Origin of the sequence: Roseibium alexandrii DFL-11 (assembly GCF_000158095.2) — a bacterium.
Classification (GTDB): Bacteria; Pseudomonadota; Alphaproteobacteria; order Rhizobiales; family Stappiaceae; genus Roseibium; species Roseibium alexandrii.
In genome coordinates, this window is sequence record NZ_CM011002.1 from 3,352,779 (window position 1) to 3,367,212 (window position 14,434).

Consider the following 14,434-nt stretch of genomic DNA (forward strand, 5'->3'; position numbering starts at 1 on the left):
CTTAAGCAGCGCTTTCGCGGACTGCATATTCCGCGGCCCGGATTGCTTCCGGCGTACCAATGTGCAGCCAGACACCTTCCATCTGGACACCAAACAACCGTCCACTTTCAATTGCCCGGTCGAAAAGAACATTCATCGAAAACGGGCCATCCGGTGCGCCTTCAAACAAACGGGGATGCAAGATCGCAGCACCCGCATATGCAAATGGAGTAACGCCTTTTTCCGGCCTTCGGCTGAGCGATCCATCACGTGCCATTTCGAAGTCCCCGCGGCCCGCATAAGCTACAGCCTTGACCGTTTCTGCCACCAAGAGCAATGCGTCCATGCGGCTGTCGTCCCAGGCATCGATCATATGCTCCAAGTTTGGCTTGACGCCCTCGACCCAGTAGCAGGTGTCCGAATTCAGCTGGAAAAAAGGGTCACTCCCGAGCAGCGGTAGCGCATTCTTGATCCCTCCACCGGTCTCCAGAAGCTGTGCACGCTCATCGGAAATCACGATATCCATATCCTTCCGCCGCCGGACATGAACCTCAACAAGATCGGCAAGGTAGTGAACATTGACCACGCATTTTTTCACGCCTGCAGCAGCCAGCCGGTCCATTCCATGATCAATCAGCGCCTGGCCGTTTACCTCAATGAGCGGTTTGGGTGTGGTTGCGGTCAGCGGGCGCATCCGCTTCCCAAGGCCGGCGGCCAGGATCATGGCATTGGTTGGGCGAAAGCGCATGTCTGTCATTGTCATACTCGGTTGTCTAATCAGCTCTTCAGCGTCCAGTCAGTATCGTCCAATATGTCTTTGATACCAATCTTTCAAATCGGACAATACGGGCGCCATCATCACCCGGTCGAGGTATCCTTCCATCCTTGGAAGGTGCTCAAGATACGCTGGCTTACTGTCCCGCCTTGCCAGGCGGACGAAGATGCCGAGGATCTTGGAAATCCTCTGCGCGCCCATGACGACATAAGCCTGTTGGAACGCCGCCCGATCGACTTCTTGGCCTAGCCCCTTCCGCTTTTGGAGATAAGCATCAAAAAGGGCTTTTTCCAGTTCAGGGTCGATGTCTGTTCGCGCGTCCAACAGCAAGGAAGCAACATCATAAGCGACTGGTCCGATCACCGTGTCCTGAAAATCAATCAGGCCAATGCGATCAGTGCCTAATGCCCCGACCTGCCAAAGCAAGTTTGGAGAGTGAAAGTCTCTCAGGACCCAACCGCATTGGGCCTCCGACAATCTATCGAGCAAGCCTCGCCAAAGCGCGTCGAATTCCGCTTTGATTTGATCGCTCGCCTCAGCTCCGGTTTTCTCGGGCAGATACCAATCCAACAAAAGGCTTGCTTCAGAGATCAGCGCATCGTTGGAATAGATCGGGACGCGATAGGTTTCGCCGGTATCCAGGTTTACCGTTTCTGGAAACTTGCGGGCATGCATGGCCGCCAAGACATCGACGGCGGCAAAGTACCGCTCTGCGACAGGCTTGCCGTCAACAACGATGGTTTCGCTGCCAAGAAACTCCGACAGGACCAGCCCCTTGTCGAAATCCGCTTTCTTTATGGCCGGAGCGCGGAGGCCGATTTTGCGCAGTTCGCCGCCTATTGCAGCAACCGCGCAGCAATCCTTCGCAAGATGTACCTCGTCCATGTAGGAACGTATGGTCTCCGGCAGGGTTGCATCAGAGAAGGGCCACCGCATGAGAACCAGATGCTCATCTCCCGCGTCGATTTTCTCAAACGTCCGGAGAGAGGCATCCCCAGCCAAATGCTCGCGAGAGATCGGCCCTGTGTTCAGCGCCGCCTTCAAGAACGCGCGAATCTCAAGAGTGGCGGAGATCCGTTTTTCCCATTCCGGGTCCTCAGAGTAGAACTCAACCTGGCGCGTGTCCTCATCTCTCCCATGGCGGAACTGAAGCCAAAGTGCAGACTCGGGCAAGAGGTCTTTTGCCATCTCCGGCCACTCAATCAGAGCGGCACTATCCTCCAGGATTTCTTCAAGACCCAACTCCTCGATTTCTTCCGGTTCTTCCAACCGGTAGAGATCGAAATGGGCAAGTGGAAGCCTTGGCAAATCGTAAGGCTGAACCAGTGTAAAGGTTGGACTCGGAACTTCCAGATCGGGATCGCCGGCCATGTTGCGGATCAGGGCACGACTGAAGGTGGATTTACCGGCTCCAAGATCCCCGGAAAGACACAACAGGTCTCCCGGTTTCAGGATTGCCGCAAGGTCTTCGGCAAGTTGACGCGTATCGCTTTCGTCTTTCAACGACAAAGACAGAAAGGTTGCGGTTAGATCGCGAAGCTGGTGGGACGCCATGGGGACGCGAACCTTATTCGGCCGCAGCCTGATCAGCCAGATCCGGATGCGCTGGGAAGACGCAGGTCACAGTCGTGCCCTTGCCGACGACGCTGTCGATGTCGACGGTTCCGCCGTGAAGCTCGACGAAGCTTTTGACGATGGCAAGGCCGAGGCCTGCGCCCTGGCGGCGAGCACCCGTGTCATGACCGACAAAACGATTGAAGACCTGGGTTAGAATTTCCGCAGGGATGCCGAGACCATGGTCCTGAACAACAAAGGTCACCTTGTCGTCGTCCCTGTCGCAGCTGATATCGACAACGCCGTCGGGCTCAGAATACCGCACGGCATTGGAGATGAGATTGAACAGGACCTGACGCAGGCGTTTCTCGTCCGCAATCATATTGCCGATGTTGTCCGGAACCTGGGTCCTGAGATTGATTCGTGCTTCGGCGATCCGGTCTTTCAAGCCTTCGACTGCCGCTTCAACGGTGCTTGCAAGATCCACTTCGCGCAGATCCAGCTCCATAATCCCGGCATCGAGCGTCGCAAGATCAAGAATGTCGTTGATGATGGCAAGAAGCGCCGATGAGGAAGACTGGATGTAATCGGCGTATTCGCCCTGTTTTTCGGTGAGATCGCCAAACTTCGGATCTGCCAGAAGCTGCGCAAATCCGATGATATTGGTCAATGGCGAACGGAGCTCGTAGGAGACGTGCTGGATGAATGCGTTCTTGATCTGGTCAGCCTGTTCAAGCGCTTCGTTCTTTTCAAGGAGCGCCCGCTCCACATTCACACTGTCGGTCACGTCTACGAACGTGACAAGGGTCCCACCATCTGGAAGGGGCACCGTTGCATAGTCCAGCACTGCACCATTGTGGCGCTCCAATCGGCTGACATTCTGTGTTCTGTTGTCGACCAAGCCAGTTACACTGCTGGCGAGTTGCTCCCAAGCCGTTTTCTCATAATCGTTCAACGCGCACGCGCTGACCACTTCATTGACATGCGGGAACCTGGAAAGCTGTTCTTCTTCGAGATCCCAGATCCGGCCAAAAGCCGGGTTCCAAAGCCGCAATTTTCCGTCAGACCCGAACACTGCGACGGCTTCAGACAAGTTGTCCAGCGTTTCACCCTGAACTCGCGTCAGGGCGTTGTAGCGGCTTTCAAGATCCAGCTGCTCAGTGACGTTCTCATAAATATAGGTCACACCGCCTTGCGGATGCGGGTTTGCGATCACACGCAGGGTGCGGCCGTCCGGCAAATGCCACCAGCTCTCACGTGCTTCGAGCGACTGATAGCCTTCCAGCATCTTGTTGCGCCAGCCGCGGTAATCCGCCTGTTCGGGCAACTTCCGAGCGGCCCGCAGGGCGTCAAGGACCGCACCATCTTCCGGATGGCTTTCCAGAAGGGCCGGATCAAGATCCCAAAGCTGACGGAAGGCAGCATTATAGAACTGCAGCTTCCGGTCGCCGCTATAAATGGCAACAGCGGCGGCCAGTTGATCCAGTGTCCGGCCATGAAACTCTTCTGCACGGCCAAGTTCTTTTTGCGCCTGTTCCAGTTCGCTGATGTCCACGGCAATACCGGCACCGCCGACATTCGCGTTGACATCGGTGATTTCGAACACCCGGCGCTGGCCGGATGCAACGATTGGAATGCGCGCACTGAAACAGCCATCTTCGTTTCGCTGAACAGCCATTGCAGTGCGGGCAGCAGCATCGAGGAAGGTTGCCCCTTCTTTGACTGCCGCCTGCGCATCGGGCATCTCGACAGCTTCTGCATAAGCATCATTTGCCCAGATTACATTGCCCTCGGCATCCCGTTGCCAAGCAGGGGCCGGCATGGCGTCGAGCAGCGCATGCAACATGTGCAGCTCACCGGAGATCTTTGCGTTGCGGGTTTGAAGTTCAGCCTGCGCCTGGCGCTCACCCGTGAGATCCCGGAGCCGTAACACCACCGCACCGCCGGTCGTGCGGCCCAGCGCTTCCACGTAACTGCCAGTCCGGGTTTTGAGAGTAGTGTTGAACGTTTCGCCTGTGCGGAACAGAAGGTCCAGATGACGCTCAAGATCGCCTGCGCATTTTGCAGTCAGCCAACTGCCGAAAGCCAGCAGCTGAGCCGGTGGACGCGGAACACCTGACTTTTCAGGAAGAATGCCCCAGATCTGCGGCATCGCGCCATTGCCCGTCCATACGATGACGCGCTGCTCATCTGTATTCAGCATGGTTTCAAGGCGATCGACGCGGAATTTGAGATCGCGCTTCTCCTGTTCAAGCGCCTCTGTCAATTGGCCGGATTGAGCGCGGTGGCGCACCAAAGCAATAGCAGCCGTGACTGCAAAAGCGCACATGCCGCCAAGGGCGCCAAACATGACCATCGTGTCGGGATTTATTGCAGCAAGTGTGCCGGAGATAAAATCCGCTGCCGCAGCAGGGCTGCCAGACAGAGCCATCGCCAATCCCGACACACTGCCGAGTTTGATCGTTTTAAGACTCCAATCCTGCCACGTCGTGCGGCCTCGCACGCCGTTTCCGCTGCCTTCCGGCATTCCAAGATCCCCTTACACCGCCTTCGCCCGCTAAATTTAACGGGATGCAGCCCCCGATTATTGGGAGCAAATCAAAGACATCCGCCTTCTGGCCTCTGATTCGCTAAAACCATAACCTTTTTGAGAATCGCGCAGAAGAGTCCCTTGCTGAAAAGTTAACAGGACCCTTCAAATTGAAGGGTCCTGCATTTTTTTGTTCACAATGCCGAATCGCAGGCTTCACCATATGTAGTATGGCGAGGCACAAGAATCAGTATTTGTAGTGTTCCGCCTTGAACGGACCGGACTTGTTAATCCCCAGATAATCCGCTTGGTCGTCACTCAATTCGGTTAACGTCACACCAAGCTTTGCCAAGTGCAAACGGGCAACCTTTTCATCGAGGTGCTTCGGAAGCACATAAACTTCGTTCTTGTACTGATCGCCCTTGGTGAAGAGTTCGATCTGCGCCAGCACCTGGTTGGTGAAACTTGCAGACATAACAAAGCTCGGGTGACCGGTCGCATTGCCGAGGTTTACCAAACGCCCCTGAGACAACAGGATCATCCGCTTCCCATCCGGGAACTCGTACATGTCGACCTGGTCCTTGACCGGACGCAGTTTGGTGTTTTTCAGAGCGGCAACCTGAATTTCATTGTCGAAGTGACCGATGTTACAGACGATCGCCATGTCCTTCATGCCACGCATGTGGTCGAAGGTGATGATGTCCTTGTTTCCGGTCGCGGTGACATAAATGTCGCCTTCCGGCAGAACCTGCTCCATGGTCTTGACTTCGAAGCCATCCATGGATGCCTGAAGTGCGCAGATCGGGTCGATCTCTGTAACGATGACCCGGGCGCCGGCGCCTGCGAGAGACTGAGCGGAGCCCTTGCCGACATCCCCGTAGCCACACACAACAGCAACCTTGCCGGACATCATGACGTCGGTACCGCGGCGAATACCGTCTACCAGAGATTCGCGGCAGCCATAGCGGTTGTCGAACTTGGACTTGGTCACACTGTCGTTGACGTTGATCGCCGGGAACGGCAGCTTGCCGTTTTTCTGCATTTCATAAAGACGCAAAACACCGGTGGTGGTTTCTTCCGTGACACCCTGCAGCATATCGCGCTGCTTGGTGAACCAACCTGGGTTGGCGGCTGCGCGCTTCTTGATCTGCGCGAAAAGAGCTTCTTCTTCTTCGGACTTCGGATTTTCGATCAGATCCGTTTCACCTGCCTCAACGCGGGCACCGTGCAGGATGTAAAGGGTCGCGTCACCACCATCGTCAAGGATCATGTTGGCGCCGTCTTCGAAATCGAAGATCTTGTCGGCGTAATCCCAATATTCCTCAAGCGTTTCGCCCTTTACAGCGAAAACCGGAACGCCGGATGCGGCTATGGCAGCTGCAGCCTGGTCCTGTGTGGAGTAGATGTTGCAGGACGCCCAGCGAACTTCCGCGCCCAGCGCAACCAGCGTTTCAATCAAAACCGCTGTCTGAATGGTCATGTGCAAGGACCCGGCAATCCGGGCACCTTTGAGCGGCTTGCTTTCGCCGAACTCTTCCCGGCAAGCCATCAGGCCCGGCATTTCGTGTTCCGCGATTTCGATTTCGGTGCGGCCCCAGTCTGCGAGTCCGATATCCTTGACGATGTAATCAGCCATGAAAGTTTCCTGCTGTTTGCGCCAGCCTCTGTTGCCAGGCCAACTCGATTTTGCGCCGCGTTCTGTCGGAAAACAGACCCAGTCGATTGACTGCTGCGCGGCAAGCGGCCGGATTGCAAGCAATGCCACAATCCATTGCCCGGGTTATACCCCCGCGCCGCATGTCATGCAATAAAGATATAAAGAATTCTTTATATGATTAAGTCATCGTTAGAATGCAGCTTCGAGACACGGTTTCAGGTCGAACTCCAAATCGTTCATATCGCCTAGCTTAGATAAAGATCTTCACGTGTTGGCGGCATAAGGGAGGGGCCCTTCGTGCGTTTGGTCGACACAGTCTGAAATATATTCACTGTGCCGCGCTGGAAGCCGAGGGAAACACCCGTCAGATAAGCCAGCCACAAGCGATATTTTTCATCCCCCACTTCGGCAACGGCTGCCTCTTTGGCGCGCATCAGGTTCTCAGCCCACAGTCGGGTGGTGCGTGCATAGTGCTCCCGCCAACCTTCGACGTCGTGCACTTCAAAACCGTAGGATTCCAGATTGGTAAGGGTCCACCCGATGTGGTCGACCTCCCCACCAGGAAAAATGTATCTGACGAGCGCCTTATACTCCGCACGCTTGCGCCGGAAGTTTTTGAGGCTTTTTTTGCCCCGGCGCGTGATCGCGTGATGAAGATAGATCCCGCGCGGCCGCAGAAGACGGTGCACTGCCTGGTAGTATTCCTCGTGATGATCGAGACCGACATGCTCAAACATTCCTATGGAGGAGATCTTGTCGAACTCGCCCTCCATCTCACGGAAGTCCTTGAGCTCGACGGCAACTTTGCCTTCCAGGCCCTTGGTCTTGATCCGCTCGCGGGCGAGAACGGCCTGCTCTTCCGACAAAGTCACGCCTATTGCCGTCACACCATAATGCTCGGCCGCATAACAAATCAGAGCACCCCAGCCGCAGCCGATATCGAGCATTCGGTCCCCCGGCTTCAGGCGCAGCTTCCGGCAAATCATCTCCAGTTTGTCACGCTGTGCGGTCGCAAGGTCTGTGTCCCAAGTCTTAAAATAAGCACAGGTGTAGAGCATCTCGGGATCCAGGAAGAGCCGATAGAACTCATTGGAGACATTGTAGTGAAAGGCAATGTCGGTCTGACCGCTCCCGGACTGCTGAGCCGTATTGCCGCCGTCCAGTTGCGCTTGTTGTTTTTCAGACGCGCGCGGTGCAAAGAACAGCTTTACCGCTGACCCGACGACAAGGCGTTTGTTAAGACGCTTCAACAGTGTCTTTGATTTGACGGACGGACGCTTGTCCGCGAAATCAAACAGCGAACCACCGCGCGGCTCGACTTCGCCGCGCGCGTAAAGCTCAAGAACCGTCTTTAAACTGGGTCGCCGCAAAAGCACAGGGATCGCAGTGCCGGAAATGAATAGGCGGAGCTCGCCCTCCTGGCCATTTTCCGGTATGACCGTTCCATCTGGAAGCTCGAAAGAAAAGTCGGCCCCCAAAGCATCATGAACATGGGCCAGCAGGTCTTTTGTCACCTGCATATTCCGATCCACAACCGCGTCCAACTTGCCCTCCAACTCAATGGTCAAACCTTGCAGTGTGTCGAGACAGTCAGTCTTCTTCCCCGAACCCGCTTTCAACCAAATCCGTGATGGCCTCAAGCGCGGGTTCGGCTTGCACGCCGCTTGTACGGACCTTGATGCAACAGCCAGGGCTGGCAGCAAGCATCATGAGACCCATGATCGAGGTGCCCCCCACTGTCTGCCCGTCTCTTGAAACCTTCACGTCGGCGTCGAAGGTCTCAACCAGTTTTACCAATTTTGCCGATGCCCGGGCATGCAAGCCGCGCCGATTTACAATCGTCAGGTCTTTTTCCAACACGCTTTTCGCGTCCTGTTCTTGTTAATTCTGTCCCGACAGCACCTGGCTCGCGACGGAGATATATTTTTGTCCGGCCTGCCGCGCCTCGTCAACAGCTTGCGGGAGCTCGCGATCAGCACGAACGCTGGCCAGTTTGATCAGCATCGGCAGATTTACACCTGCGACGACTTCGACGGACTTGCTGTCCATTACCGAGATCGCAAGGTTGGACGGTGTGCCACCGAACATGTCTGTGAGAAGAACCACGCCTTTGCCTGTATTTGCGGCATCGACCGCCGCCAAAATGTCCTGCCGGCGCTGTTCCATATCGTCATCCGGACCAATGGAGATCGTCTCGACTTGCTCCTGTGGGCCAACAACATGCTCCAGTGCTGCCTTGAATTCTTCAGCGAGGCGCCCGTGAGTGACGAGGACAAGTCCAATCATACGTTTAAAAACCCGATCATCGAGATTTGCTTCAGCTCATTTGAGAGCCGGGCGTTCACCAGCCTGCAGCACTGTCGGCAACCGTATCGCCAGTTGCAAGCAAAAAAGGAAAGGTCCGCCTTAAAAATAGTCAGGGCTATCTGAGTAGAGATGTCTGAAGGCCCAGCGGATCAATCGTACACTCGAAAAAATATCATCTTCGGGGCAGCGAAGGAGCGGGCATACCACGCCCAAAACGGTTTCCTTATTGTAAGGCTCTTCCGGAAGGCGCTCCACTGCCACCTTCTCACACAAATCAACAATAAGATGGACTTGCGCTTGGGGCAAAAACCTTGCCCGTACAATACCGGTACCGCGCACTTCCATCATGCCTTCAAGCACCTTTGGCGGCTCCGCCAGCAATTGCCCAGTTTCTCCGTTCAAGAGCACGCGATCATCCGCGACAAGAGCCCCGAAGTGCCCGCGCGATCGTGCCGCCTCGAGAATTGTGTCACTCAAAGACGACTTGCCGCTCCCGGACTTTCCACGGATCAGAAGTCCCTTGGTTCCGACAACAAGGCAGTTTGCGTGAATGTTGTTGGCTGTCACTTCTTGCGGCCTACGGGCAAAATGATCGTGAACCGGGCGCCGGCTATCCGGTCCTTCCCGTCTTTGCCAGCTTCAATCCGGTTGGTTGCCGAAATTGATCCGCCGTGTGCATCAATGATCTGCCTTGAGATAGAGAGACCGAGGCCGGAATTGTTTCCGAAGCCCTCGCCGTCCGGCCTGTCGGTGTAAAATCGCTCGAAAATCCTTTCCGTGTTTTCCGCGCGGATACCAGGTCCGTCGTCGTCCACGGTGATCTTGATTTCCCGTCCATCGCGGCCAAGATCCACCCGGACGGTGCCCTTCTTCGGTGAAAACGAACGGGCGTTGTCAAGAAGGTTGCTGATCACCTGTCCAAGCCGGATGTCATGGCCTTGGACTTCGTAAGGTTTGATGCCGGGCGCGTCCGCGACGGTAAGTTTGACCCGCGGGTCCCCCTTGTCGGACCGCTCATTTGCTGCGTCCGCCATGTTCCAAAGAAGCTCGGCAATATCGATCGTTTCTGATTGCGTCCGGGCAAGTTCTGCATCCAGGCGGGACGCATCGGAAATGTCGCTGATCAACCTATCAAGACGGCGGACGTCATGCTGAATGACTTCCATCAGCCGGTTACGCGAATCCTCGTTTCGTGCAAGCGGCAGTGTTTCGACCGCGCTTCTAAGGGACGTCAGCGGGTTCTTGAGTTCATGTGCAACGTCAGCTGCAAAACGCTCGATCGCGTCAATCTTGTCATAGAGCGCGTTGGTCATTTCACGGAACGAGCGCGCCAGATGGCCAATCTCGTCCTGACGGTCGGAGAACTCTGGTATTTCTTCGCGCGACGTCGTTGATCCGGTCCTCACGCGGTCCGCTGCGGCAGCAAGACGGCGCACGGGCCCTGCAATGGTCCCGGCAAGAAGGATCGACAAGAGGATCGTGACCGTCGCTGCGAACAAGAAGACACGGATGATCGCGATGCGCTCTGCCCGAACAATGGCATCAATATCACCGCCCTGCGTTGACAGGAGCAAAGTGCCAAGCACGGCACGGAACCGCTGGATCGGAACCGCTACGGAAACGATCAGCTCGCCGCGCTGGGATATCCGGGTCACACTGGCCGGAGACCCTGCAAGGGCGGCTTCCACTTCAGGATAGGCTCGGCCGTCGCCCGCGCCAACCTCCTGATAGAGCGGCAGGTCGCCCTGCTGCATCCAGCGTTTGCTCCACTGCCAGAGCGTATCCCAAAAGCCTTCTTCCTCGACATTGGGTGGCGGCAGATCAAATCGCAGGATCTGAGCGCTGGAATAAAGGTGCCGGGAATCCAGGATCAGAATTCCCTCAGGATCGTAGATCCGCGCGCGGGTTTTTGTCGGAGAAATCAACCGGCGGAGAACAGGGCCGACACGTTCGGGATTAATTGGAAAGTCGAGGCTTTCAAGATCATCACCTGCCGTCGGCGTGATGCTCTCACCTGCTTGAAGCTGCAACAAACGTTCCGGATCGACTGTGATAGTTCCTGTATCGACGGTCGCAGAAGCCGCGATTGCACCGGCAATGATCTCGCCTTGCGTAAGGAGGCTCTGCACCCTTGCATCAATGAGACCGGCACGGAACTGATTAAGATAGAGGATACCAATCACAAGGGCGATGAGACCAACGAGATTGATCGCAATGATCCGGCGCGTCAGGGAAGACAGCACGTATGTCCCGAAGACCCGGCCCACCCGGCTCAAGAGCCTACGGCGAACGCGCTTCTTGCTCAAACGGCGCAGCTTGGAGCGCTCCGAACCACCTTCCGGTTCAGAGATCTGCACGTCGTCCAGATGTTCGCTTTCCACCGCCATTCAGGCCCACCTTCAGGTCTGTGGCCTCCAGCTCAGGCCTCTCTGAACCGGTACCCAACACCATAAAGGGTTTCGATCATGTCGAAATCGTCGTCAACCACTTTGAACTTTTTGCGCAGGCGTTTGATGTGGCTGTCGATGGTGCGGTCATCAACATAGACCTGATCATCATAAGCCGCGTCCATCAGCGCATTACGGCTTTTAACGACTCCGGGGCGTTGGGCTAAGGCGGACAGGATAAGAAACTCGGTGACGGTCAACGTAACCGGCATGTTGTTCCAGGTGCAGGTGTGACGCTCCTGGTCCATCACAAGTTGACCGCGCTCCAGCAACTTGTCTGCATCATCTCTTGGTGCTGATGCATCGCGCGGTTGGGCACGGCGCAGCACCGCTCGGACCCGCTCGACCAGCAAACGCTGCGAAAACGGCTTCCGGATGAAGTCGTCCGCGCCCATTTTGAGACCGAACAACTCATCGATTTCATCGTCTTTGGACGTTAGAAAAATGACCGGGAGATCGGATGTCTGACGCAACCGGCGCAGCAATTCCATGCCGTCCATGCGCGGCATCTTGATATCGAAGATCGCAAGTTCGGGCGGATCGCTTTGCAGGCCATCAAGCGCGGAGGTTCCATCCGTGTAGCTCTGGACCCGATATCCTTCCGCCTCCAAAGCAATCGATACGGAGGTCAGGATATTACGGTCGTCATCAACCAGGGCAATCGTTGGCATATTTGTCTTCGTCCACTTCCGGAAACGCACCGACGGCGCGCGTCGGTCGAACAGTAACACAAAGCCTTTGGCCTGCTAAATGCGCAAAAATTAAGGCGATCGGGCCATTTACAGTCTGCAGAGCAAGGCGCGCATAGCCAAGGCAGCCCCTCTGAGGGGCTAAAACTTTTCTCCAGATGGCGGGGATAGCGCAGCGTTACAAGCCCCACTCCGGAAGCTTGCTATAAAACGCCGAAACACTTTCAGCTGTTTTCCGAGCTCCAAACGCAAATGCTGCCAAATTCAACAGTGACTTCTGTTTGGCGATCAGGTTCTCTTCTAACTCTGCCTGCCGCTGCGGGAACAAACTGATAGGCGGCAGCACACCGCGTTAATTTAATTTCGCGTGAGCTTCCAATCTCTATGCTCTATCGCAGCAGCCTCAAATAAGGCGAGAATGAGATCGCCGCCTCTCGGCACAATCACGTCACAGACCGAAAAAGCGCGTTTCAGCCGCATATACTTTCGCCTTAACAGACAAGTCGAAGAATTCGAAAGTTTCGTTCTTTTGTTTGCCACCCAAATTAATTAAGCGGCATTTATTCGCGCATTTCAATCGATTAAACAAACACATAGCCCTTTGGCCGCCTTGCTGCATTTCTGCGCATCCACTAGGTTCGCAGCCCTTAAGACCGGGTTCAGCATTTGTTAACACTGCCCGGCCGCTAACAAATAGCTCCCACAACAAGGATCTCGGGATCATGCAGGAAGTAGGCGATAGGAATTCAGCCATTGGCAGCGAAACGTTCGGCTTCAAAGGACTGAAAGCGCTCTATTGGAACCAGAGCGAGCCTGCGCTTTATGAGTATTCCCTGAACCGAGGTGAAAGCCAGCTGGCCGCTGGCGGTGCTCTGGTCGCAGAAACCGGCGTGCACACCGGCCGCTCGCCGAAAGACAAGTTTGTGGTCCTTGATGACCATACCAAGGATGCCGTCTGGTGGGATAACAACGCAAAGATGTCACAGGAGCAGTTTGATCTCCTGATGAGTGACTTCCTTGCGCACGCTGAAGGAATGGAGCTGTTTGCGCAGGATCTTTACGGCGGAGCAGATGCCGACCACCGCCTGCCGGTCCGCGTCTATACAGAATATGCGTGGCATTCTCTTTTCATCCGCAACCTTCTGCTGCGCCCGGAGCGCAGCGAGCTCGCTGGTTTTGCGCCGGAAATGACGATTGTTGATTTGCCGAGCTTTACAGCCGACCCGGCCCGCCACGGCTGCCGCAGCGAGACCGTGATTGCCGTTGATCTTACCCGCAAGATCGTTCTGATCGGCGGCACGTCCTACGCTGGCGAGATGAAGAAGTCGGTGTTTACCGTTCTCAATCATCTGCTTCCGGAAAAAGGCATCATGCCGATGCACTGCTCGGCCAATGTTGGCGACAACGGCGATACAGCCGTCTTCTTTGGCCTGTCCGGCACCGGCAAGACAACCCTGTCCGCTGATCCGTCACGCACTCTGATCGGCGATGACGAACACGGCTGGAGCGAAAACGGCGTCTTCAACTTTGAAGGCGGCTGCTATGCGAAGACCATCAAACTTTCCGCTGAGGCAGAGCCGGAAATCTATTCCACCACCCAGCGGTTCGGCACGGTTCTGGAGAACGTTGTTCTGGATGCCCAGCGGGTTCCTGATTTCGACGATGGTTCGAAAACAGAGAATACGCGTGCCGCCTACCCGATCCACTTTATTTCCAATGCCAGCGACACTGGCTGTGCGCCGGTCCCGAAGACGATCATCATGCTGACGGCAGACGCCTTCGGTGTCATGCCGCCTATCGCCCGCCTCACCCCGGCCCAGGCAATGTATCACTTCCTGTCAGGTTACACGGCAAAGGTGGCTGGTACTGAAAAGGGCGTGACCGAGCCGCAGGCCACCTTCTCTACGTGTTTCGGCGCCCCGTTCCTGCCGCGCCATCCGTCAGAATACGGCAATCTGCTCAAGGATCTGATCGCTAAGCACAATGTCGGTTGCTGGCTGGTAAACACTGGCTGGACCGGCGGTGCGCATGGTGTCGGCCACCGGATGCCGATCAAGGCGACCCGCACACTTTTGCAGGCTGCACTCTCCGGCGATCTTTCGAACGCAGAATTCCGAACAGATGCGAATTTCGGCTTCGAAGTTCCTGTCGAAGTTGCCGGTGTGGACACAGAGATCCTGACGCCGCGCGACACTTGGGCCGACAAAGAGGCCTATGACGCACAGGCCGCCAAACTGGTCGATATGTTCGTCAACAATTTCGAGACCTTCGAACCACACGTCGACAACTCAGTCCGCAGCGCAGCTCCATCCGTCCGGCTCGCGGCAGAATAAACAGGAGTGCGGTCCGGGCACCGGCCAATCTGCCGGTGCCCGGACACGTTTCAAACGCTGCTGTTTTCTGGCTGTTTGGTGGTTCACGCAGGGCCTGCACGGTCTGGCTGCCAGCTCACATGTCTGATCGGCACAGTCGTTTCTGACGGTTTCAAAAGCGGCG

The 14,434-nt window shown here is 55.9% G+C and carries 11 protein-coding genes; 1 reads left to right on the top strand and 10 read right to left on the bottom strand.

Annotated elements, in window-relative coordinates:
* Position 1: 1 nt before the first annotated feature.
* The 10 genes from SADFL11_RS15445 to SADFL11_RS15490 all read right to left on the bottom strand — a co-directional run bounded on the left by SADFL11_RS15445 (position 2) and on the right by SADFL11_RS15490 (position 11,920).
* Positions 2-742: a nucleotidyltransferase family protein gene (locus SADFL11_RS15445; RefSeq protein WP_008189150.1), complete on the bottom strand. Its 741-nt coding sequence runs from the start codon at positions 740-742 to the stop codon at positions 2-4.
* 33 nt (positions 743-775) lie between these two features.
* On the bottom strand, positions 776-2,308 hold the full coding sequence (locus SADFL11_RS15450; protein ID WP_008196288.1) for a bifunctional tRNA (adenosine(37)-N6)-threonylcarbamoyltransferase complex ATPase subunit type 1 TsaE/phosphotransferase: 1,533 nt from the start codon (positions 2,306-2,308) through the stop codon (positions 776-778).
* A gap of 13 nt (positions 2,309-2,321) precedes the next feature.
* Complete coding sequence (locus SADFL11_RS15455; RefSeq protein WP_008190428.1) at positions 2,322-4,835, bottom strand: PAS domain-containing sensor histidine kinase; 2,514 nt, start codon at positions 4,833-4,835, stop codon at positions 2,322-2,324.
* Between the two features lie 250 nt (positions 4,836-5,085).
* Positions 5,086-6,474 carry an adenosylhomocysteinase gene (gene ahcY / locus SADFL11_RS15460; RefSeq protein ID WP_040452752.1) on the bottom strand — a complete coding sequence of 463 codons (1,389 nt, stop codon included), beginning with the start codon at positions 6,472-6,474 and terminating at the stop codon, positions 5,086-5,088.
* A 266-nt stretch (positions 6,475-6,740) separates the two neighbouring features.
* Positions 6,741-8,015: an SAM-dependent methyltransferase gene (locus SADFL11_RS15465; protein WP_040452750.1), complete on the bottom strand. Its 1,275-nt coding sequence runs from the start codon at positions 8,013-8,015 to the stop codon at positions 6,741-6,743.
* A 70-nt stretch (positions 8,016-8,085) separates the two neighbouring features.
* The gene (locus SADFL11_RS15470) at positions 8,086-8,355 is read right to left on the bottom strand and encodes an HPr family phosphocarrier protein (RefSeq protein ID WP_008193177.1); all 270 of its coding nucleotides are present in this window, start codon (positions 8,353-8,355) and stop codon (positions 8,086-8,088) included.
* Between the two features lie 21 nt (positions 8,356-8,376).
* Positions 8,377-8,781: a PTS sugar transporter subunit IIA gene (locus SADFL11_RS15475; protein ID WP_008193884.1), complete on the bottom strand. Its 405-nt coding sequence runs from the start codon at positions 8,779-8,781 to the stop codon at positions 8,377-8,379.
* A 120-nt stretch (positions 8,782-8,901) separates the two neighbouring features.
* Positions 8,902-9,369: an HPr kinase/phosphorylase gene (locus tag SADFL11_RS15480; RefSeq protein ID WP_008190610.1), complete on the bottom strand. Its 468-nt coding sequence runs from the start codon at positions 9,367-9,369 to the stop codon at positions 8,902-8,904.
* Positions 9,366-11,189, bottom strand: a complete 1,824-nt coding sequence (locus SADFL11_RS15485; protein ID WP_008194196.1) for a sensor histidine kinase — start codon at positions 11,187-11,189, stop codon at positions 9,366-9,368. The genes SADFL11_RS15480 and SADFL11_RS15485 overlap by 4 nt, the downstream gene beginning before the upstream one ends.
* 32 nt (positions 11,190-11,221) lie before the next feature.
* On the bottom strand, positions 11,222-11,920 hold the full coding sequence (locus tag SADFL11_RS15490) for a response regulator transcription factor (RefSeq protein ID WP_008194128.1): 699 nt from the start codon (positions 11,918-11,920) through the stop codon (positions 11,222-11,224).
* Positions 11,921-12,660: 740 nt separating this feature from the next.
* Here SADFL11_RS15490 and SADFL11_RS15495 point away from each other — a divergent pair.
* The gene (locus tag SADFL11_RS15495; protein WP_008190696.1) at positions 12,661-14,271 is read left to right on the top strand and encodes a phosphoenolpyruvate carboxykinase; all 1,611 of its coding nucleotides are present in this window, start codon (positions 12,661-12,663) and stop codon (positions 14,269-14,271) included.
* Positions 14,272-14,434 lie beyond the last annotated feature (163 nt).

Bases quoted from the DNA above. Each gene is read 5' to 3' on its own strand.
- SADFL11_RS15445 (WP_008189150.1), bottom strand. From the start codon at position 742: ATGACAATGACAGACATGCGCTTTCGCCCAACCAATGCCATGATCCTG.
- SADFL11_RS15450 (WP_008196288.1), bottom strand. From the start codon at position 2,308: ATGGCGTCCCACCAGCTTCGCGATCTAACCGCAACCTTTCTGTCTTTG.
- SADFL11_RS15455 (WP_008190428.1), bottom strand. From the start codon at position 4,835: ATGCCGGAAGGCAGCGGAAACGGCGTGCGAGGCCGCACGACGTGGCAG.
- ahcY (WP_040452752.1), bottom strand. From the start codon at position 6,474: ATGGCTGATTACATCGTCAAGGATATCGGACTCGCAGACTGGGGCCGC.
- SADFL11_RS15465 (WP_040452750.1), bottom strand. From the start codon at position 8,015: ATGCAGGTGACAAAAGACCTGCTGGCCCATGTTCATGATGCTTTGGGG.
- SADFL11_RS15475 (WP_008193884.1), bottom strand. From the start codon at position 8,781: ATGATTGGACTTGTCCTCGTCACTCACGGGCGCCTCGCTGAAGAATTC.
- SADFL11_RS15485 (WP_008194196.1), bottom strand. From the start codon at position 11,189: ATGGCGGTGGAAAGCGAACATCTGGACGACGTGCAGATCTCTGAACCG.
- SADFL11_RS15490 (WP_008194128.1), bottom strand. From the start codon at position 11,920: ATGCCAACGATTGCCCTGGTTGATGACGACCGTAATATCCTGACCTCC.
- SADFL11_RS15495 (WP_008190696.1), top strand. From the start codon at position 12,661: ATGCAGGAAGTAGGCGATAGGAATTCAGCCATTGGCAGCGAAACGTTC.